This is a genomic window from Mucilaginibacter sp. UYCu711, assembly GCF_050433825.1.
GTDB lineage: Bacteria > Bacteroidota > Bacteroidia > Sphingobacteriales > Sphingobacteriaceae > Mucilaginibacter.
In genome coordinates this window covers 272,243-291,836 of the sequence record NZ_JBNPWM010000009.1, presented here as the reverse complement: position 1 = coordinate 291,836, position 19,594 = coordinate 272,243, and the positions used below count along the sequence as shown (strand labels likewise).

General features: G+C 41.9%; 19 protein-coding genes. 15 read left to right on the top strand and 4 right to left on the bottom strand.

The features are described 5' to 3' along the window. The first annotated feature begins 59 nt into the window (after positions 1-59). The 3 genes from ABIB50_RS19645 (at position 60) to ABIB50_RS19635 (ending at position 1,526) form a co-directional block, all read left to right on the top strand. Positions 60-314, top strand: a complete 255-nt coding sequence (locus ABIB50_RS19645) for a hypothetical protein (protein WP_429382544.1) — start codon at positions 60-62, stop codon at positions 312-314. Between the two features lie 622 nt (positions 315-936). Beyond that, positions 937-1,179, top strand: coding sequence for a hypothetical protein (locus ABIB50_RS19640; RefSeq protein ID WP_429382542.1), 243 nt, complete (start codon positions 937-939; stop codon positions 1,177-1,179). A gap of 8 nt (positions 1,180-1,187) precedes the next feature. Continuing rightward, positions 1,188-1,526 carry an IS200/IS605 family transposase gene (locus ABIB50_RS19635; RefSeq protein ID WP_429382540.1) on the top strand — a complete coding sequence of 113 codons (339 nt, stop codon included), beginning with the start codon at positions 1,188-1,190 and terminating at the stop codon, positions 1,524-1,526. Between the two features lie 41 nt (positions 1,527-1,567). Here ABIB50_RS19635 and ABIB50_RS19630 read toward each other — a convergent pair whose 3' ends face one another. Further along, positions 1,568-1,987 carry a hypothetical protein gene (locus ABIB50_RS19630; protein WP_429382538.1) on the bottom strand — a complete coding sequence of 140 codons (420 nt, stop codon included), beginning with the start codon at positions 1,985-1,987 and terminating at the stop codon, positions 1,568-1,570. A gap of 348 nt (positions 1,988-2,335) precedes the next feature. After that, complete coding sequence (locus ABIB50_RS19625) at positions 2,336-4,303, bottom strand: M1 family metallopeptidase (RefSeq protein ID WP_429382537.1); 1,968 nt, start codon at positions 4,301-4,303, stop codon at positions 2,336-2,338. Positions 4,304-4,449: 146 nt separating this feature from the next. Here ABIB50_RS19625 and ABIB50_RS19620 point away from each other — a divergent pair, with 146 nt between their 5' ends. Then, a complete protein-coding gene (locus ABIB50_RS19620; protein ID WP_429382536.1) occupies positions 4,450-6,459 on the top strand; it encodes a thioredoxin domain-containing protein in 2,010 nt (669 codons plus the stop codon). Between the two features lie 52 nt (positions 6,460-6,511). Then, positions 6,512-7,012: an FKBP-type peptidyl-prolyl cis-trans isomerase gene (locus tag ABIB50_RS19615; protein WP_429382534.1), complete on the top strand. Its 501-nt coding sequence runs from the start codon at positions 6,512-6,514 to the stop codon at positions 7,010-7,012. A gap of 91 nt (positions 7,013-7,103) precedes the next feature. On the opposite strand, the gene ABIB50_RS19610 is transcribed toward ABIB50_RS19615, so the two are convergent. Then, a complete protein-coding gene (locus ABIB50_RS19610; protein WP_429382532.1) occupies positions 7,104-7,832 on the bottom strand; it encodes a toxin-antitoxin system YwqK family antitoxin in 729 nt (242 codons plus the stop codon). 82 nt (positions 7,833-7,914) lie between these two features. Here ABIB50_RS19610 and ABIB50_RS19605 point away from each other — a divergent pair, with 82 nt between their 5' ends. The 9 genes from ABIB50_RS19605 (at position 7,915) to ABIB50_RS19565 (ending at position 17,138) form a co-directional block, all read left to right on the top strand. Then, positions 7,915-8,484, top strand: coding sequence for an acyl-CoA thioesterase (locus ABIB50_RS19605; RefSeq protein WP_429382530.1), 570 nt, complete (start codon positions 7,915-7,917; stop codon positions 8,482-8,484). Between the two features lie 124 nt (positions 8,485-8,608). Beyond that, positions 8,609-9,715: a fatty acid desaturase gene (locus ABIB50_RS19600; RefSeq protein WP_429382528.1), complete on the top strand. Its 1,107-nt coding sequence runs from the start codon at positions 8,609-8,611 to the stop codon at positions 9,713-9,715. A gap of 264 nt (positions 9,716-9,979) precedes the next feature. Next, positions 9,980-11,131 carry a Gfo/Idh/MocA family protein gene (locus ABIB50_RS19595; RefSeq protein WP_429382526.1) on the top strand — a complete coding sequence of 384 codons (1,152 nt, stop codon included), beginning with the start codon at positions 9,980-9,982 and terminating at the stop codon, positions 11,129-11,131. Positions 11,132-11,136: 5 nt separating this feature from the next. Beyond that, positions 11,137-12,192, top strand: a complete 1,056-nt coding sequence (locus ABIB50_RS19590) for a sugar phosphate isomerase/epimerase family protein (protein ID WP_429382524.1) — start codon at positions 11,137-11,139, stop codon at positions 12,190-12,192. Positions 12,193-12,343: 151 nt separating this feature from the next. Next, on the top strand, positions 12,344-13,549 hold the full coding sequence (locus ABIB50_RS19585; RefSeq protein ID WP_429382523.1) for an MFS transporter: 1,206 nt from the start codon (positions 12,344-12,346) through the stop codon (positions 13,547-13,549). A gap of 145 nt (positions 13,550-13,694) precedes the next feature. Further along, positions 13,695-14,927: a nucleoside permease gene (locus tag ABIB50_RS19580; RefSeq protein ID WP_429382522.1), complete on the top strand. Its 1,233-nt coding sequence runs from the start codon at positions 13,695-13,697 to the stop codon at positions 14,925-14,927. Between the two features lie 124 nt (positions 14,928-15,051). Then, a complete protein-coding gene (locus tag ABIB50_RS19575) occupies positions 15,052-15,927 on the top strand; it encodes a sugar phosphate isomerase/epimerase family protein (protein ID WP_429382520.1) in 876 nt (291 codons plus the stop codon). 72 nt (positions 15,928-15,999) lie between these two features. Then, entirely contained in the window at positions 16,000-16,743 is a 744-nt protein-coding gene (locus tag ABIB50_RS19570; protein WP_429382518.1) for an ABC transporter ATP-binding protein, read from the top strand. 143 nt (positions 16,744-16,886) lie between these two features. Continuing rightward, the gene (locus ABIB50_RS19565) at positions 16,887-17,138 is read left to right on the top strand and encodes a hypothetical protein (RefSeq protein ID WP_429382516.1); all 252 of its coding nucleotides are present in this window, start codon (positions 16,887-16,889) and stop codon (positions 17,136-17,138) included. A gap of 61 nt (positions 17,139-17,199) precedes the next feature. Here ABIB50_RS19565 and ABIB50_RS19560 read toward each other — a convergent pair whose 3' ends face one another. Continuing rightward, on the bottom strand, positions 17,200-18,444 hold the full coding sequence (locus tag ABIB50_RS19560; protein WP_429382514.1) for a PQQ-dependent sugar dehydrogenase: 1,245 nt from the start codon (positions 18,442-18,444) through the stop codon (positions 17,200-17,202). Between the two features lie 251 nt (positions 18,445-18,695). Here ABIB50_RS19560 and ABIB50_RS19555 point away from each other — a divergent pair, with 251 nt between their 5' ends. Beyond that, a complete protein-coding gene (locus ABIB50_RS19555) occupies positions 18,696-19,535 on the top strand; it encodes a hypothetical protein (protein ID WP_429382513.1) in 840 nt (279 codons plus the stop codon). Positions 19,536-19,594: the final 59 nt, after the last annotated feature.

The window sequence follows — 19,594 nt, the reverse complement described above, 5'->3', positions numbered from 1 at the left end:
GGCTACAAAATGTAGCGAGCCTACGGCTCTTTGTAATTAGTTATTAATGTGGATTATAGATGTCCATTCAATCAAGAGGCGTAGCCTCGACCGATATTGTAGCGCCGGGTTTTAACCCGGCGACAGAAAGTAAAAATGTAAACGAGTGCCGTAGGCACGGCACATATTATAGCCCGGTTTTAACCCGGCGACATAAAAAGAAAAGGAATAAGGTGAACCGTCGGCCCGGTACATTTTATATGGGTCGTGCCTACGGCACTTATTATTTGTTTTGTGAAAGGGAACCACGGGTTGAAACCCGTGGCTACAAATGAAGCGAGCCTACGGCTCTTTGGTAATTGGTGATTATATGAGTTAATAGACGTCCATTCAATCAAGAGGCGTAGCCTCGACCAATATTGTAGCGCCGGGTTTTAACCCGGCGACAGAAAAATAAAAATGTAAACGAGTGCCATAAGCACGGCACATATTGTAGCCCGGTTTAAACACGGCGACATAAAAAGAAAAGCAATAAGGTGAACCGTTGGCCCGGTACATTTAATATGGGTCGTACCTACGGCACTTATTATTTATTTTGTGAAAGGGAACCACGGGTTGAAACCCGCGGCTACAAAATGGATCGAGCCTACGGCTCTTGTTTTTGGATATAGAATGTTAACAAAATATAGTAATTGTAACTAATAAGAGGCGTAGCCTCGACCAAATATTGTAGCGCCGGGTTTTAACCCGGCGACAGAAAGCAAAATGTAAACGAGTGCCGTAGGCACGGCACATATTATAGCCCGTTTTAAACATGGCGTGTTAAATAATAATATAATAATAAGAGGCGTACCCCCGACCAATATTGTAGCGCCGGGTTTTAACCCGGCGACAGAAAGCAAAATGTAAAGGAGTGCCATAAGCACGGCACATATTGTAGCCCGGTTTAAACACGGCGTGTTAAATAATAATATAATAAGAAGAGGCGTAGCCTCGACCAATATTGTAGCGCCGGGTTTTAACCCGGCGAAAGAAAGTAAAAATGTAAACGAGTGCCGTAGGCACGGCACATATAATAAAACGCCAATGGCAAACACCTATCACCAAATCTATCTGCAAGTAATTTTTGCGGTTAAATATCGCGAAGCCATAATTAAAAAAAATGGCAACCTCAGCTTTTTGCTATTATTGGGAATTTAATAAACGAAATGAACTGTAAAACAATCATCGTAAATGGGGTAGAAGATCATGTACATTGCTTTATTGGCTTGAAACCTGCGGTTTCTGTTTCTGATTTGATAAGAACAGTTAAATCGAAATCATCTAAATACATTAATGATAATGCATTAACCCCGCAAAGGTTCGAGTGGCAGGAAGGGTATGGTGTATTTTCATACAGCCAATCGCAGGTTGATAGCGTTTATAAATATATTCAGAACCAGGAAGAGCATCATAAAAAGCAAACATTTAAGGAGGAGTATCTTGATTTCCTGCAAAAGTTTAAAGTTGATTATGATGAACAATATATCTTTCATGATTTGATATAGAGATTGTGCCTACTACACTTGCTACATAGCTCTTGCAAGATCTAATCCAGATCTTTATAAAAAATCGTAAATTTAACTTTCTCTAAACCTAATGCTTTCTTCTCAGCATTAAATTCGTTTAAAGTTAACGGGCCTATTTCGCCAAACCAGTGGCCTTTAACTTTATTTTTATTGTTGATGGGGACGATAAAATAGTTGATTTTGCCGCGTTCCTGTTCTGCGATTATGTATTGATCATTATATCCGATAGCTATTACTTTTTCACAGACTATAACTGAATAAGAACTGCCACTGGATCCCTGGTAAGACAGAGCTGTTTGTTCCCCGGTATCAGGCGCAGTTAGGTAAAACTTGCCGACTACTTGTTTGTCAATCGCCATTCCGAAAGGATCAACGCAACCACAAAGCAAAATAATGCCTGACATGAGGAGCCAAATTCTGACCAAGCGGTTAAGTTTCATGGTTAAACTTACTATTAAATCTCAAAACAAAAATGAACTAATTGAAACCCAACACTATTTTTGTTTCACCTGGCCTGTTTCATGAAACAAAAACCTACAAAAACAACATGTTTTTCAATTATCTGGTTTAAAGTAAATTACAGTTATTTTACACATAAATGCCATAACTTAAAAGTTGTTTCATTTTGTTTCACTTAATTTTTGTAAATATTTAATTTACAATACTTTAAGTCAAAACCTTGTTTCACTTGTTTCATTTGTTCCACTATTTTGTGAAACAAAACAAAAAGCCCCGGTTTGTTTAAAAACCGGGGCTTTGTTTTGCTTTAGCCTTATGCTTTTAGCTTATTATTCAGCTTTAAAAATATTGTTCTTCAAGTCAATATCCGGTAATAAGTGATCCGGGTCCAACACGATTGATTTTATAACTGATGTTGACGGGTATTTAAACTTCCAGACACCTGTACGTTGCCATACATTCACCGGCAAGTGGATGATCTCGGTTTTACCGTTAGATTGGGTAATTTTCAGGTCGACCGGCATGGCCATTTTTTCTTTGTTAACAATGGTGATGATGGCACCGTTTTCTGGACTGCCGCTGTATTTAACACCTTCAACAGCCTGGTCAAGTTTCCAGGTAGTAAAGAACCATGGTTTAAAGAACCAGTTCAGATCCTCGCCGGCGGCGTCGTTCATGGCACGGAAAAAGTCGTAAGGTAACGGGTGCTTCATAGCCCAGTACTTGATATATTCATGGAAGGCATAATCAAAACGTTCGGGTCCTAAAACCACATCGCGCAGCATATCCAAACCTAAAGCGGTTTTGTTATAATATTGTCCATAATCATTCAGGCCAATAGCCTCGGGAGGGGTCATTAACGGGTCGCCACTGCGCGCATAACCCCTTAAAATATTTTGGGCGTTGTTGTTTGGGCCTTTGGGTGCGTACTCGCCGTTGTTAAACATTTTGGTAGAGTACTCATTAATAAAGGTATTGAAACCTTCGTCCTGCCACATATATTTACGCTCGTTACTGCCAACAATCATTGGGAACCAGTTATGGCCTATCTCGTGTGTAACATCGCCCCATAGCGCGCCGTTCTTTAAGTTGCTTAAGCAAAAGATGATGCCCGGATATTCCATACCCAAAGCCACACCTGATACGTTAACCGCCGAGTTCCATGGATACTCGATATAAGCTTTTGAGTAGATCTCGATACTGCTTTTTAAATACTCTGTCGAACGGCCCCAGGCGTTACTGCCTGCGCTCTCAACCGGGTAAACCGATTGCGAGATGCATTTACGACCCGATGGCAGGTTGGTTTTAGCAGCATCCCAAATAAACGCTGTTGAAGCGGCCCATGAAATGTCGCGGGTATTATCCATTTTAAAATGCCAGGTCAGGCTGCCTTTAGCCGGGCGTGTTGCGGGCAGGCCAACTTCGCTTTCTGATATGATAGTTACTGTTTTATCGCTGTTGCGGGCTTCTGCCAAACGTTTTTGCTGGGTTGGGGTAAGTACATCGGCAGGGTTTAGTAAATCGCCTGATCCGACTACAACCATGTTACCCGGTGCAGTGATATAGTAATCGTAATCGCCATACTCGCAGTAGAACTCGCCTAGACCCATATAGGGCAGGGTGTTCCAGCCTTCAACATCGTCATAAACACACATACGCGGGTACCATTGTGCAATTTCATAAACCACACCTTGTTTAAACTCTTTGCGGCCCATACGGTCGGCGCCATAGTAAGGGATAGAGAAGCTGTAGTTTACTTTAACCTGGATCTTATCGCCGCTTGCGCCCAATGGTTTGTTTAAACGCACCTGCATACGGGCATCGGTAATAATTGGGGTAACAGTATATGTTTGACCCTTGTAAGTAACTGAAACCGAACTGATGTGAATACCCCCACGGCTAAAGCCCTTAACATCAAACCGATCACCGGTATAAGGGGTTACCGCCGCACCGCGTGAGTCGGGGCTGAACAAGTTTTGATCCAGTTGCAGCCACAGGTAATCCATTTGGTCGGGGCTGTTATTGGTATAGGTTATGGCAACATCGCCGGCAACTGTAGTATCCTGTGCCAGTTCATTTAAAGAAGCGTGGATAAGATAGTCGGCACGGTTTTGCCAGTAGTTTGGGCCAGGTTTGCCGGCTGCCGAACGGGTGCCATTGCTGGTTGTGGGCCAGGTGATAGGGCCGAAAAGGTCCGAGTGATTATATTTAACCGTATCGGAAGGGGCTTGTGCCGATGCATTGAACGCCACGGCTAACAAACCGCATGCTGTAAGCATGTAGTTTTTAAAGTTCATTATTAATCAGTTAATTTTATTAGAGAGCAAATAAAGCGAAATTATATGTTATTGCATAATGCGGTGATCACCTCACATTTTGTAAAAACAAATCGCAAACAGCAATCATTATCCTTAAGTGCATTTAATATCGCATTTTTGTGATCATGAACCGCTTAGCCAACTCCACCTCGCCATATTTACTTCAACACGCCAATAACCCGGTTAACTGGTATCCGTGGGGTACAGAAGCGTTGCAAAAGGCCAAAGACGAGAATAAGCTTATCATCGTTAGTATTGGCTACTCTGCATGCCACTGGTGCCATGTTATGGAGCACGAAAGTTTCGAGGACAAGGACGTTGCCGCCGTAATGAACGAATACTTTATTTGTATAAAGGTCGATAGGGAAGAACGGCCGGATGTCGATCAGATCTACATGAGCGCTGTTCAACTAATAAGCGGACGCGGTGGCTGGCCCTTAAACTGTATTTGCCTGCCCGATCAGCGGCCTATTTACGCCGGTACTTACTTCCGCAAAAACGACTGGACAAGCCTGCTTTTTAACCTGGCCGATTATTATAAACAAAAGCCGGAAGACGCGAACGAATATGCTACGCGCTTAACCGAGGGAATCCAAAAATATGAGTCGATAGGCTTTGTGGAAACAGAGCCTGATTATACTAAAACCGACCTGGAGACCATCGTTAGCAACTGGAAAAAATACTTTGATAAAACCGAGGGTGGTATGGGCACCGCGCCCAAATTCCCGATGCCTAATAACTGGCAGTTTCTGATCCGCTATGCGTATTTAATGCAGGATGAGGAGATAGCAGGGTTAGCCAAACTAACCTTGCTAAAATTGGCTTATGGCGGCATTTATGACCATTTAGGCGGAGGCTTTGCACGGTATAGTGTTGACGGCTTATGGCATGTGCCGCATTTTGAAAAGATGTTATATGATAACGGGCAACTTATCAGCCTATACTCAGAGGCTTATACCTGGCAACCTGACGAACTGTATAAACAAACCGTTGCCGATACAATTGAGTTTGCAGCGCGCGAATTATTATCGGCCGAGGGTGGCTTTTACTCGGCACTGGATGCTGATAGTGAAGGAGTAGAGGGTAAGTTCTACATATTTGATAAGGAAGAAGTGCAAGCAGTATTAGGTGCAGAGGCCGAACTGTTTTGCATTTACTATCACCTAACCGACGAAGGCAACTGGGAGGAAGAGCAAACCAATATTCCGTTTAAACGCGGCAATGATGCCGATCTTGCAGAAGCGATAGGTATCCCTGTTGACGAAATGCTGGAAAGCGTTGCAGCATCCCGCAAAAAGCTATTCGAATATCGAAGTAAACGTATCCGGCCAGGATTGGATAATAAGATCCTGGCATCGTGGAACGGCTTGATGTTAAAAGGGCTTTGCGAGGCTTATCGTTCTTTCAATAAGGTCGAATACCTAACTATCGCCTTAAAAAACGCAAAATTCATTGTAGATAATTTGGTAGTTGATGGGCGCATTGGCCGGGTACATAACTCAGACGGCCAGGCCGTGGCTTTTTTGGATGATTATGCTAATGTGGTTGATGCCTTTATTGCTTTATACGAGGTTACTTTCGACGAGCAATGGCTGGAGTTCGCTGTCGAGTTTACTGACAATGCCATCGCCCATTATTATGATAAAGCAAGTGGTATGTTCTTTTTCACTGCGGATGATGACGAACAGTTGATAGCCCGTAAATCAGAGATTATGGATGGGGTTATCCCCGCGTCAAACTCGGTGATGGCGCGTAATTTAAAAAGGCTGGGGTTGTTATTTGATAATGAACATTATTCAGAGATATCGGCACAACAATTACGCAATATTATGCCGCATTTGGCTAAGTATGGTTCAGCTTATTCAAACTGGAGCATGTTGTTGCTTGACGAAGTATTTGGCACCAACGAGGTGGCGATAATTGGAACTGATGCCGAAGCCTTCCGCCTGGAAATGGAAAAAAATTACGTTCCTAATAAAATTATCTTGGGTGGTAAAAAAGGAAGTTTACCTTTGTTGCGCGATAAGTTTAGCAATCAAACCCAGGTATTTATTTGTAAAGACAAAACCTGCGGATTACCTGCCAATAATATCCCCGATGCTTTAAAACAAATTGAAGCGGGAAACATTAATTAAATAAGCAACAAAGCACTCATGGGTGCCAATATTTACCACTAACGCATAAATAATGAAGATTGAACAACAGCATGTAGTGTCATTAACATACGATCTGTACGTTGACCAGGAAGATGGAACCGAAGCTTTAGTAGAAAGCGCCACACAAGAGCAGCCACTTACCTTTTTATTTGGGGCCGGCCAGATGCTTCCAAAATTTGAAGAGTATTTAAGCCCGCTGTCAACCAATGATACTTACGATTTTCGCCTTACTGCCGAAGAGGCTTATGGCGAGCATGATAAAGAAGCAGTAGCAAATCTGCCTATAGAAATGTTCCAGGGAGCAGATCTGCCTGAAATTGGCGCTATTTTACCTTTACAGGATAACCAGGGTAACCATTTCCAGGGACAGGTAGTATCGGTAGCAGAAGATTCTATTATTGTTGACCTGAATCACCCTATGGCTGGCCAGCCTTTGCATTTTAAAGGAACTATCATTAACGTTAGGCCGGCAACGCCAGAGGAGCTTTCTCATGGCCATGCACACGGTCCGGATGGTCATCACGCTCACTAAAATTTAAGTTGCAGTGGCAGTTGCTAGTGGCAGTAATGATTCTGCAACTATACGGCTGCCACTGCTTCTTTGCTACTGTACCGGTTACTAATTAAGGTGCCGTTGTTTTTTTGGGAATTAAATACAACATATCCAAAGCCCCGGTTAGGTCCATCGCACACAAAACATGTATTTGTGACGCAACCGGATTTTTGTTTAACGTTGCCGGTATGAATGTTTTATCATCGTCGCTAAACAAATCAGTATTGATATTATAAACCATTTGGTCTACGCCTGTACCTCTGCGGCTAATATGCACCACAAATTCTGCAAGCCTCCCCATGGGGCTTATCAGCAGATCAAAAGTTACCAGGTACCTGTTCAGGTCTTCGTCATCCATTGCCGGGGGGAGTTTAAAAGCTCTTAAATAGGGCACATATCCGAAGTACCGGCCACCCGGACGAACGGGTTGTGTTGCCACATCGTTATCTTTTATGTAATAATCTATGTTATAACTTAATGCCAATGGTGCCCCTTCGGGTGCTTCGTATGATAGCTTGTTGTGATCGTAATCGTAATTCTGCATCAACGTTCCGTCGCGGTCAAAATAATGCCATATGCCAACTTTTTTATCGTTAACATATTTACCGCTGGCCAAAACGATTTTCTTGCCAAAGAAAGCGTGATACACGCCGTGCTTAACTTGTTTGGTTGCTTCAATAACAGTTTCATAACGTTCGGTAACGTTATTGATAAGCTTGTTTTTCCGCTCAATTACTTTCTGCGCAAAGCAATCTCCCAAACATAAAATGATAGCCGTAAACAATAACAGTTTCTTCACACCAGGTATTTTTACGCAATTTAATATTTATAAATTATAGCGATAGTAAAAGTTTTATATTGCAGCGATAACGCTTATTACCATGACCGCAACACCAGATACTTCAGCCTTTAAAACCGTTCGTTTTTCTGAAACAACCATTACCGAACTGATGATCCCATCATACTCCAACTTTGGCGGTAAAATCCACGGCGGTATTTTGCTCTCGCTGATGGATAAGGTGGCTTATGTCTGCGCAGCCAAACATGCAGGCAATTACTGCGTAACAGCATCGATTGATACAGTAGATTTTTTGCAGCCGGTTGAGGTTGGCGACCTGGTATCGCTGATGGCATCAGTAAATTACGTGGGTAATACTTCGCTTGTTGTGGGGATAAGGGTGATATCAGAGAACATCAAAACAAACGTCACTAACCATACCAATACCAGCTACTTTACTATGGTAGCTAAAGATGAGGATAATAAACCCGCTAAGATCCCGGGGTTAATTCTGGAAAACCGCGATCATGTAAGGCGGTTTATTGAGGCAAAACGCCGCAAAGAGATCAAACAAAGCTATAAGAATGAAGTGCATAGTATTACTGTTCCGGACGAGTTCGAAGAATGCGAAAATTTATTAATTGGTGAACGGGTAATTTTAATTAAGAATTAACGTTTTGATTTGTATATTATCGCAGTGTAACTAAATTAAATAAAAATTCGTAACAAGGTTTTTATTCATATATTACACTCAAATTACAAACCTGGTTAAATTGATTAAAATCTCAAACTACTAAATGGCATTTTTAAATAATGTGCTGCAACCACCTTCATACGGCTGGACGGACGCGAACGGTGAATTGGCAAAACCAACCCCCAAACAAATTATTAAGGAATTTTTTTCAAGACTAAACGTATTTAAAGATAAAAAGAACTGGCTCTCTTTTATGAGCTGGATGATGGTTGTGGTGCTTGCGCCATTCCTGTTTATCTTCCTGTTTAAATACTTTTCTATCAAATTACTAATAGCCGCCTTTGTTTACAGCATGATCATCATGGGTACACATGGTACTATATGGCACCACCGCTATTGTACGCATGGCGCTTACCAGTTTAAAAATAATTTTTGGCGTTTCTTTACCCAAAATCTTACGCTTAAAATTATTCCTGAGGAGATTTACGCGATCTCGCATCATGTACATCATGCTTTGTCAGACCAACCCGGCGACCCTTACAACGCTCAAGGCGGTTTCTTGTACTGTTTCCTGGCCGACGTTACCCATCAGCCTATAAACCGTAACATGAGCGAGAAGGATTATAACTGCTGTGTTAAATTAATGAAGCATACTGGTGTGCAGGTTAATACCTATGCCCAATATCAAAAATATGGTACGCTGGCTAATCCGCTTAAAACAATTGTAAGTGTAATATTGAGCTGGGGGTTTTGGTTTACCGCTTTTTATTTAATTGGCGGTATGGGCCTTGCCTGTGCATTGTTTGGTGCTGCTGGTTTTTGGGCAGTTGGTGTACGTACATTTAATTATGAAGGACACGGAAAAGGCGAAGATAAACGCCGTGACGGTGTAGACTTTAACCGCGACGATATGTCAATAAACCAGGTATGGCCGGGTATAGTGGCCGGCGAATGGCATAACAACCATCATGCTTATCCTAACAGCGCGCGCTCGGGCTTTAAGCCATGGCAGGTTGACAGCGCCTGGTACTATATTAAGTTTATGAGCATGATAGGGGCAGTAAGCTCGTACCGCGACTCGAAAGCACAATTTTACAGCGATCATTACGGTATCCATAAAGCCAATAAAATTAACAGCCACGCTGTAGTAATAGAAGGTGTTGAAGCTTTTGAAATGCAGGATAAGGTATTGGTAGCGGAGGCTGTCTAACCACATCCAAAATATAAAAAAGGCCCGGTATGAAAATACAGGGCCTTTTTGTTTAAGGGCCTTTTGTGGACAAGTAAACTTGGTAATAAATTTATGGCATTAGGTTTTTTATTAATAAAGTTATTATGTTTGATAAACCTATGTTAAATGGGTTTAAAACGATTTTATACTCGTATAACCATTATAACCAAACATTAAACAATAACCAAAATGGCACAGGCTTCTATGCTGTTAACAGCCATTTAATATGCTTACAAATAAACTATGAAACTAAGATTAGGAATGATTGGTGGCGGGCAAGGTGCTTTTATTGGCGCCGTACACCGTATTGCCGCCCGTATTGATGGTGATTATGAATTAGTATGCGGCGCTTTTAGCAGCAACGCCGAAAAATCAAAAGCAAGCGGCGCGGAGCTGGGCCTGTCGGCCGATAGGTCATACGCGTCATACGAAGAACTGATTGAAAAAGAAAAACAATTACCGGCTGATAAGCGCGTACAGGTTATCAGTATAGTTACCCCAAACCACGTACACTTTGCCCCAACTAAAATGGCCCTGGAGAATGGTTTCCATGTGGTGCTGGATAAGCCAATGACTTTTTCGCTGGCCGAAGCTAAAGAGCTGGAAAAAGTAGTAAAATCAAGCGGTAAACTTTTTTGCCTAACACATACTTACACTGGCTACCCAATGGTAAAAGAGGCTAAGCAATTGGTTAAAGCAGGTAAAATTGGCAAGGTGCGTAAAATCTATGTAGAGTACCCGCAGGGATGGTTAAGCACATTTTTAGAGGGAGAGGACAACAAACAAGCTTCCTGGCGCACAGACCCCGGTAAAAGCGGTATTGCAGGTGCTATGGGTGATATTGGTACCCACGCGTTTAACTTAATGGAATATGTAACCGGCTTACAGGTTACGCAGCTTTGTGCCGATATCAACATTGTAGTTGAGGGCCGCAAGCTTGACGATGACGGTGCGGTATTGATTAAAATGAACAATGGCGCCAGCGCGGTACTAACAGCCACCCAAATAGCCGCCGGCGAAGAAAATAATGTAAAGATCCGCGTATATGGCGAACTGGGAAGCCTTGAATGGCAGCAGTGGGACGCAAACACCTTATTGGTAAAAATGAGCGGAGAGCCATGGCAGATCTATCGTACCGGATCGGGCTACCTAAGCTCGTATGCTACGCATAATACCCGTACCCCGGGTGGGCACCCTGAAGGTTATTTAGAAGCTTTTGCTAATTTATATCACAACTTTGCGTTGTGTGTTAAGGCTGATATAGAAGGTAAAACCGCGTCGCCCGAGGCACAGGACTATCCTGGTATTGACGATGGTGTAAGAGGCATGGCGTTTATTGAGAACGTAATAGCATCCGGTAAATCAGATATTAAGTGGACTAAATTCAACGTATAAATTTTATGAAAACAATAAAAGGCCCCGGAATTTTTTTAGCGCAGTTTTTAGGCGATACGCCGCCATTTAACACTTTGGACGAGATCTGCAAATGGTCGGCCGGACTTGGGTTTAAAGGTGTGCAGATCCCAAGCTGGGCAACCAGCTATTTCGACCTGCAAAAGGCTGCCGAAAGTAAAACCTATGCCGATGAGATTAAAGGTGTAGTAAACAGCCACGGCTTGCAAATTACCGAACTATCTACCCACTTACAGGGACAATTGGTAGCCGTAAACCCGGCTTACGATTCGTTGTTTGATGCCTTCGCACCAACTGAAGTTCACGGCAACCCAAAGGCGCGCCAGGAGTGGGCCGTACAACAATTAAAATATGCTGCCAAAGCGTCCCAAAACCTGGGATTAACCGAGCATGCTACCTTTAGTGGTGCTTTGTTATGGCCAATGGTTTACCCATGGCCGCAACGCCCTGCAGGTGTGGTTGAAACCGGCTTTAAAGAGTTAGGCAAACGCTGGTTACCCATACTGAATGTATTTGAAGATAACGGCGTTGATCTTTGCTACGAGGTGCATCCTGGCGAGGACCTGCACGACGGCATTACTTTCGAGATGTTTTTGAAGGAGGTGAATAATCACAAGCGTTGTAATTTGCTGTATGACCCATCGCATTTTGTGTTGCAGTGTTTAGATTACCTGGAGTATATAGATATCTACCATGAGCGCATTAAAATGTTCCATGTTAAGGATGCCGAGTTTAACCCTACGGGACGTCAGGGTGTTTATGGCGGCTATCAAAACTGGATAGACCGCGCGGGCCGTTTCCGCAGCTTAGGCGACGGGCAGGTTGATTTTAAAGCGATATTCAGCAAAATGGCACAATATAACTTCAGCGGGTGGGCCGTAATGGAGTGGGAGTGTGCCTTGAAACATCCCGAAGATGGCGCAAAAGAAGGTGCCATATTTATTAAAGATCATATCATCCGCGTAACAGAGAAGGCGTTTGATGATTTCGCAGCAGCAGGATCTGACGAAGCGTTTAACCGCAAATTGTTAGGAATAGATTAGTAAAGTGATTGGTTGATTAAGTGAGTGGTTTTATAAAGTGAGAAGTATAAGCCACCAACTGCTTGTTTGTAAATAAACAACTACATACAAGCAACTTAATAAACCAATAACTATATTCATATAACCAATTATAAACTTAAACAAAAACGCAATGCAAATTAATCGTACACAGCTATTTAGGGCAAGTTGCTTGTCCCTGTTAGTTACATCATTATCATTCGGTATCCGTGCCGGTATCCTGGGCGACCTGGGAGTAAAATTCAATTTAGACAAGGAACAACTTGGGCAAATAACAGCAACCGCATTTTACGGCTTTCCGATCGCTGTAGTTATCGGCGGGTTCATAGTTGACGCTATCGGCATGAAACGCCTGTTAGTAATGGCCTTTATTTTCCACTTGGCAGGTATCGTACTTACTGTTTTCGCCAGTGGATTTTGGACACTATATATATCCACTTTGTTAATAGGTTTAGCTAACGGTACTGTTGAAGCAGCATGTAACCCATTGGTAGCGTCTTTATACACGGAAAACAAGGTAACAAAGCTAACTCACTTCCATTTATGGTTTCCTGGGGGCATTGTGATAGGTACGTTAGTTGTACTATTGTTTAAGGAGTTAGGCTTAAGCTGGCAAGTGCAGGTTGGTGTAATGCTTATACCAACTATTATTTACGGTTATCTTTTCTCGAAATTAGATTTCCCGGTTACAGAGCGTGTGGCATCTGGTGTATCAACTGCTGGTATGTACAAGGCATTGTTGAACCCGTTGTTCATCTTCATGTTTATATGCATGTTCGGTACTGCTATCACAGAGTTGTTTACCGGCCAATGGATAGAAGTATTATTGAAAAATGTAACTCAAAACGCATTACTTCTTTTAACATTAGGTAATGGCGTTGTATTCTTAGGCCGAGCTTTCGCTAAACCTGTATTAAAAGCGGTTACTCCTCAAACACTTCTATTAATATCAGCTATTCTTGCAGCTTTAGGTTTATACATGCTTGGGCATTTGGATGGCACAGCTGTTTTTGGCGGCGCAATTGTATTTGGTATGGGTGTATGTTTCTTCTGGCCAACCATGCTTGGTTTTGTGAATACAAATATGCCTGCGACCGGCGCTTTAGGTTTGAACCTTATGGGTGGAGCCGGGATGTTTGCTGTATCTATATATACTATATTTATGGGCGGATTTTACGACAGAATCCAAAAAGAAGCTGGCAGTGATACCACACTTGCGGGTAAAAGCGTATTAAATGCCACATTGGTTATCCCATTGGTATTAATAGTAGCATTTGCCGGTCTGGTACTTTACATGAAAGGCAAAAGTAAAAAGGATGCTGCTGCCGTACAGCTATAATCGCTTTTAAACATATTTAAATAGCGTCCCGATTATTTCGGGACGCTATTTTTGTTTTATAGTTAAATTGTTTGTTACAACGGGTAAATCATCCGCATATATTATTACATTTAGCCATCTGTTTTAAACCAATTATAATTATATAATGAATACAACTATTAAAATTAAGCTATCAGTAATGATGTTCCTGCAGTTTTTTATCTGGGGGGGATGGTATGTTACCATGGGGCCATTTGCCGGCACTAACCTGCATGCTACAGGCGCACAAACGGGGGCACTTTATTCTACACAATCATGGGGAGCTATTATAGCACCATTTATTGTTGGCTTAATTGCCGACCGGTATTTTAACGCCGAACGTATATTAGGTGTGTTGCATATTATAGGCGCCGTATTAATGTATCAATGTTATGCTGCTGTTGATATTTCTGCATTCTATCCGTACGTATTAGGATACATGATATTATATATGCCAACGCTGGCATTGGTAAACTCGGTTTCATTTAGCCAGATGAAAGATCCCGAAAAAGAATTTTCGGCTATACGGGTTTGGGGTACCATAGGCTGGATAGTTGCCGGCCTGGCCATTAGCTTCCTGTTCCATTGGGACGCTGTAGAAAATGTATCAAAAGGATTCTTAAAATATACATTCTTAATGTCAAGTATTGCGTCAGTGATATTGGGGGTGTTCAGTTTTACATTACCAGCTACACCGCCAAAAACTTCTACCGGAAAAGTAGGCATATCACAGGTATTAGGTTTAGATGCGCTTAAAATGTTAAAGGATAAAAACTTCCTGGTGTTTTTTATCGCATCGATTTTGATCTGTATCCCACTGGCATTTTATTACCAAAATGCTAATAGCTTTTTAACAGAAATAAAGGTTGATAACCCAACCGGTAAAATGACCATCGGTCAGGTATCAGAAGTGGCGTTTTTATTGGCGCTGCCAATCTTCTTTAAACGTTTTGGGTTTAAATGGACAATTTTAGTAGGTATGCTTGCCTGGGCTTTACGTTATGTGATGTTTGCTTATGGCAACTCCGGCGAGTTAAGCTTCCTGCTGATCATAGGTATCGCGTTGCATGGTGTATGTTATGATTTCTTCTTTGTATCAGGCCAGATCTATACCGACTCGAAAGCTGGACCGCAAATTAAAAGTGCTGCGCAGGGTGTAATAACTCTGGCTACTTATGGTGTAGGTATGTTAATTGGTTTCTATGTTGCCGGTTTGATATCTGACGCTTATAACACACCAGCGGGCCACGATTGGCACATGATATGGTTGATACCAGCAGGTATTGCCGCTGTTGTAATGGTGCTGTTCCTGTTGTTCTTTAACGATAAGACCAAAGCCGAGACTACTATTGACGCATAATTTATTTTTTGATATTAATATTAATAGCGATGGGTTTAAACCCATCGCTATTTTTTTGTCTATAAAGTAAATCATAATAAGATATTACTATTTTTAGCCAACTAATTACAAACACTAATTTACAATGACAACAAGAAGAACGTTCTTAACGCAGGCTGGCCTGCTATCGGCAGGGGCAATGTTAGCGCCGCATTTACTATCGGCAAAACCAATAAAAAATGTGGGCCTGCAATTATATAGCCTGCGCGACCAGTTACCTAAAGATGTAAGCGGCGTTATTGCCAAAGTTGCAGCAGCCGGTTATAAAGAAGTTGAGCCTTATGGTTACAGCAAAAAAGACGGTTTCTGGGGATTAGAGCCTAAAGCGTTCAGCGACTTGTTAAAAGCAAATGGCTTAACTACGCCAAGCGCGCATTATGATATGAACCAGTACTTAGGTTCGGGCAAAACAGAAAACTTAGAGGCATATATTGAAGCAGCTCACGCTACCGGACAATCGCATATTATTATCCCGTCTATAAACGGCGAGTTTATTAAAACGGTTGACGAGTGTAAAGCTGTTGCTGATAAAATGAATAAAGCGGCCGAGATATTGAAAAAAGAAGGCTTAAAATTAGGTTACCATAACCACAACTTCGAGTGGAGGCCAATTGGCGGCACTACTTTTTATGATACCGTTATTGATAACACCGACCCTAAATTGGTGGCTATGGAAATGGATATTTACTGGGTGGTACGTTCGGGTAAAGATCCTCTTGACTTGTTTGCTAAACATCCCGGCCGTTTTGAGTTTGTACACGTTAAAGACATGGACAAAACCAAATCAAACTTAAATACCGAAATAGGTAAAGGTACAATTGATTATGTTAAGATCTTAAGCAAAGCAAAACAAGGCGGTGTAAAACACTTTATTATTGAGCAGGAAAACTATATCAATATCGACCCATACGTAAGTATAGCAGAGAGTGCTAAGTATGTTAAGGATAAGGTGAGTATATAATATTTCAATCTTTATAAAAAGGCTTATATCTAACGGTATAAGCCTTTTTTATTTGTTTAAATTTGTAGTGCTATGATCACAATAACCAACATCTACAAAACCTTTAACAAAGGCAACAAGGTGAACGCCGTTAACGGTATCGACCTAACTATTGCTGATGGGGAATTTATGGTGATTGTTGGTTCTAACGGTTCGGGGAAAACAACGTTGTTAAATTTGATCTCTGGAAGCATCCTGCCAACATCCGGCAGTATCAGTATTGATAACGATGATGTTACCAAACTGGCCGATTACCAACGCAGCAAATGGATAGCCCGTGTTTTTCAAAACCCGATGAGTGGCACAGCATCCGAATTAAGCATTTTGGATAATTTCCGCCTGGCGGCCATCCGCACCAGACCCAAGGGGTTAACTATTGGCGTTAACGACGCGTTTAAAAGCGATGTAAAGCAAAAAATTTCCATGCTGGGCCTTAGCCTCGAAAATAAAATAGAACAGCCCATGGGTACGCTGTCAGGCGGACAGCGCCAGGCTTTAACGCTATTAATGAGCGTTATGGACGATTGCAAGATCTTATTACTTGATGAACCTACCGCCGCCCTCGACCCAAGATCGGCAGAAATAGTGATGCGCACCGCCGATAAACTGGCCAAAGATTTTAAACTGACCACAATTTTAGTCACCCATAATTTAAAAGATGCCTACAATTATGGAACTCGCATTATCCAAATGGGCGAGGGGGTGATTATTAAAGATATCGATACCCAAAATAAGAAGGCACTGAAGCAGAATGATTTGTTTGAGTGGTTTGGATAATAATGTAACGAAGCAAGGGTGTCACCCTGAGGCACTCGAAGGGTATGCGTAAAGGCCTTTACCCGCATGCTTCGAGTGCCTTAGCATGACACCCATTTTTTCTGATAAATTTTTGGCAAACTTATTGTAATCAACCAATCACTATGATGAACAATAATAACTTCCAAAATATATTTGATGCGTACCAACTGGTGAGTGGTGCAAAGATCAAAGGCAAAAAACAGGACGAAATGTTTGAGCTTGGCGAATACGACGCTAACAAACGCGGCTATACGGTATACCCGGTAGATAACGGTGTGCGTTATGACGACTTTGCCGTTGTAGTGGCCGAAAAAGAATTAAAGAATAATTTCCTTATAGAGGTGGTGAAAGTAAATACGGCACTCGCTGCGTAAATAGAAAAAGCGCCGTTTTGATGTTTTCAAAACGGCGCTTTTGTTTTTGCTGTAAAAGCAGTTAATTTTTGTAGCTGATCTTATACAGCGTGCCTTTGTTATCATCGGTTACATAAATAGAACCATCGGGTCCTTGTGCTAAACCACATGGACGGTGTACTGCACGGCCTGATTCCTTTTGCTCCTTTGTACCTGCAAACCCATCAGCAAATACTTCCCATTTACCATCGGGTTTGCCATTTTTAAACGGCTGAAATACTACAAAATAACCAGCTTGCGGTAGCGGTGCGCGGTTCCATGAACCATGAAAAGCAATGAATGCACCATTTTTATATTTGGCAGGAAATTGATTGCCGGTATAAAACAACAAACCATCAGGTGCATAATGTCCCGGGAAACCTACTACTGGTTTGATATATTTAGGGTCGGCTTCCTTTTGGCCATCGCCGCCATATTCTGGTCCTAATATATTTTTTTGTTTTTGCCAATCGTAATAAATGTATGGCCAACCAGCGTTATCACCTTTTTTAAGCGCGAATAAACATTCCGAAGGTAACTCGGCAGATTGTTGGGCAGTATATAATTTTGGATAAAGATCATGTAAGGCATCGCGCCCATGCTGAGTTACAAATAACTGGTTAAGCTGTTGGTTCCAGAAAATACCAACTACGTTACGTAAGCCCGACGCATAATGCACACTCTCAGGATAGCTTTGGTTAAGCTTATTAGCTTTAAACTGCCAGATACCGGCAGTCGAATCTAAAATAGGGCAGCCCGTATGTTTTTTATCATACTCTTCGCAGATATTGCTTGGCGCACCTATGTTTACATATATGTTGCCATCGTTATCTAAAGTAAGCGCTTTTGGTTGATGATGGTCTATCTCCACTAAGCCTCTTACAACGGTTTCGGGTTTGTCCGGATCAATTACCTCGTTTTGCGCGTTCAGTTTATAACGGAACACCGAGTTTTTTGACGATGCATATAAATAGCCATCCTTAACCGCGATGCCGGTACCGCCATAATCGCCAAAACTTGTTTTTACGGTTGCCTGGTCATTTTCTTCATGTAATACCAGTATACCTTTTGATTTGCGCGTGCTGGCCATATGTATAAAAATGTCATGCTGGGGGGTAACCACTAAGTGTCGTGCACTGCCCAGGTTATCGGCAATTACTGTTGCTGTAAATCCTGCCGGAAGTGTTAGGCCGGCATCAGCAGGTTTGTTTTTTGCAGCATTTAATACTACAATCGCTAATACTGCGGCCATAGGCAGCATCAGCGAGAATATTTTTTTACTTTTCATATGTCTTGTTAAGTTATCCCCAAAAATAACATAATAATATTTACTGCTGATAACCAAATTTAATATTAGGAGGGCTTTCAGAATCCGTTCAAATCTTATTTGTTAAGAATTAAATTCTGATTTATTGTTATAAATAAGAATTTAATTCTATATAATTTACATTGTACGGTTTTATATTATAACGTTATTTAAACAATTGATTAAACCCTGTTAAGTATTTATCGTCATAGATGTATACAAAAACAAAGAACATGAAAAAGATAACTATAATATCAGCAATAGCATTAAGTGGTTTATTTTATAGCAACGCAAATGCACAATTATTACAAATAGGATTACATTTAGGCGGAGGCCGACCGGTTATAGAAGCAGCATTGGTAACACCATCAGTAGCGGTTAGTTATAGTAATGCCGATCAGTATTATTATATGCCGGAGGTTGATGCTTACTACAGCCCATACGAAAATGTATATTACTATAATGACGGCGGAAGATGGGTATCAAACGCATACTTACCCGGCGAATATCGTAATTACGATTGGAGAACCGCCCGCCGTTACGAAGTGCGTGCACACCGACCATATTTAAACGCAGATGTGTATCGCGAAAAATATAAAGGTAATGCTCGTGACTGGAACCGCAGAGATGATCGTTTCGACAACCGTAGGGATGACAGGTTTGATAACCGTAACGACCGCAGAGAAGACGGCCCACGCTTTGTAAGACCTAACGATAACCGCGGTGCAGAACATGCGGATAACCGCGGCCGGGATAATGGAAACAGAAGGGATGATAGAAATGACCGTGGACAGGGAAACTATAACCAGCCCGCTCAACCAAATCGCAACCAAGGTGGTTATAATCAACCTTCTCAGCAACCGCAACAAAGCCAGCCATCAAGAAGCAATAATAATGGCCAGCAACAAGGTGGCAGAGGACGAGGTGGTTATAATCAACAACCACAACCAAATGCTCAGCCGCAGCAAAATCAGCCATCTCGTCAAAACGGTGGCGGCCAACAAAGAGGTAGTGTAAACCAAGGCGATCATTTCGCTTACAATGGCGGCCAAAATGGTCAGAGAAGGTTCTAATATAATTTCCTCCATCATATATATAATAAAAAAGCCACCGAAAGGTGGCTTTTTTATTT

What these genes read in the sequence shown, in the direction of transcription:
- ABIB50_RS19645 (WP_429382544.1), top strand. Translation starts at nt 60, where the DNA reads ATGTCCATTCAATCAAGAGGCGTAGCCTCGACCGATATTGTAGCGCCG.
- ABIB50_RS19635 (WP_429382540.1), top strand. Translation starts at nt 1,188, where the DNA reads ATGAACTGTAAAACAATCATCGTAAATGGGGTAGAAGATCATGTACAT.
- ABIB50_RS19630 (WP_429382538.1), bottom strand. Translation starts at nt 1,987, where the DNA reads ATGAAACTTAACCGCTTGGTCAGAATTTGGCTCCTCATGTCAGGCATT.
- ABIB50_RS19625 (WP_429382537.1), bottom strand. Translation starts at nt 4,303, where the DNA reads ATGAACTTTAAAAACTACATGCTTACAGCATGCGGTTTGTTAGCCGTG.
- ABIB50_RS19620 (WP_429382536.1), top strand. Translation starts at nt 4,450, where the DNA reads ATGAACCGCTTAGCCAACTCCACCTCGCCATATTTACTTCAACACGCC.
- ABIB50_RS19615 (WP_429382534.1), top strand. Translation starts at nt 6,512, where the DNA reads ATGAAGATTGAACAACAGCATGTAGTGTCATTAACATACGATCTGTAC.
- ABIB50_RS19605 (WP_429382530.1), top strand. Translation starts at nt 7,915, where the DNA reads ATGACCGCAACACCAGATACTTCAGCCTTTAAAACCGTTCGTTTTTCT.
- ABIB50_RS19600 (WP_429382528.1), top strand. Translation starts at nt 8,609, where the DNA reads ATGGCATTTTTAAATAATGTGCTGCAACCACCTTCATACGGCTGGACG.
- ABIB50_RS19595 (WP_429382526.1), top strand. Translation starts at nt 9,980, where the DNA reads ATGAAACTAAGATTAGGAATGATTGGTGGCGGGCAAGGTGCTTTTATT.
- ABIB50_RS19590 (WP_429382524.1), top strand. Translation starts at nt 11,137, where the DNA reads ATGAAAACAATAAAAGGCCCCGGAATTTTTTTAGCGCAGTTTTTAGGC.
- ABIB50_RS19585 (WP_429382523.1), top strand. Translation starts at nt 12,344, where the DNA reads ATGCAAATTAATCGTACACAGCTATTTAGGGCAAGTTGCTTGTCCCTG.
- ABIB50_RS19580 (WP_429382522.1), top strand. Translation starts at nt 13,695, where the DNA reads ATGAATACAACTATTAAAATTAAGCTATCAGTAATGATGTTCCTGCAG.
- ABIB50_RS19575 (WP_429382520.1), top strand. Translation starts at nt 15,052, where the DNA reads ATGACAACAAGAAGAACGTTCTTAACGCAGGCTGGCCTGCTATCGGCA.
- ABIB50_RS19570 (WP_429382518.1), top strand. Translation starts at nt 16,000, where the DNA reads ATGATCACAATAACCAACATCTACAAAACCTTTAACAAAGGCAACAAG.
- ABIB50_RS19565 (WP_429382516.1), top strand. Translation starts at nt 16,887, where the DNA reads ATGATGAACAATAATAACTTCCAAAATATATTTGATGCGTACCAACTG.
- ABIB50_RS19560 (WP_429382514.1), bottom strand. Translation starts at nt 18,444, where the DNA reads ATGAAAAGTAAAAAAATATTCTCGCTGATGCTGCCTATGGCCGCAGTA.
- ABIB50_RS19555 (WP_429382513.1), top strand. Translation starts at nt 18,696, where the DNA reads ATGAAAAAGATAACTATAATATCAGCAATAGCATTAAGTGGTTTATTT.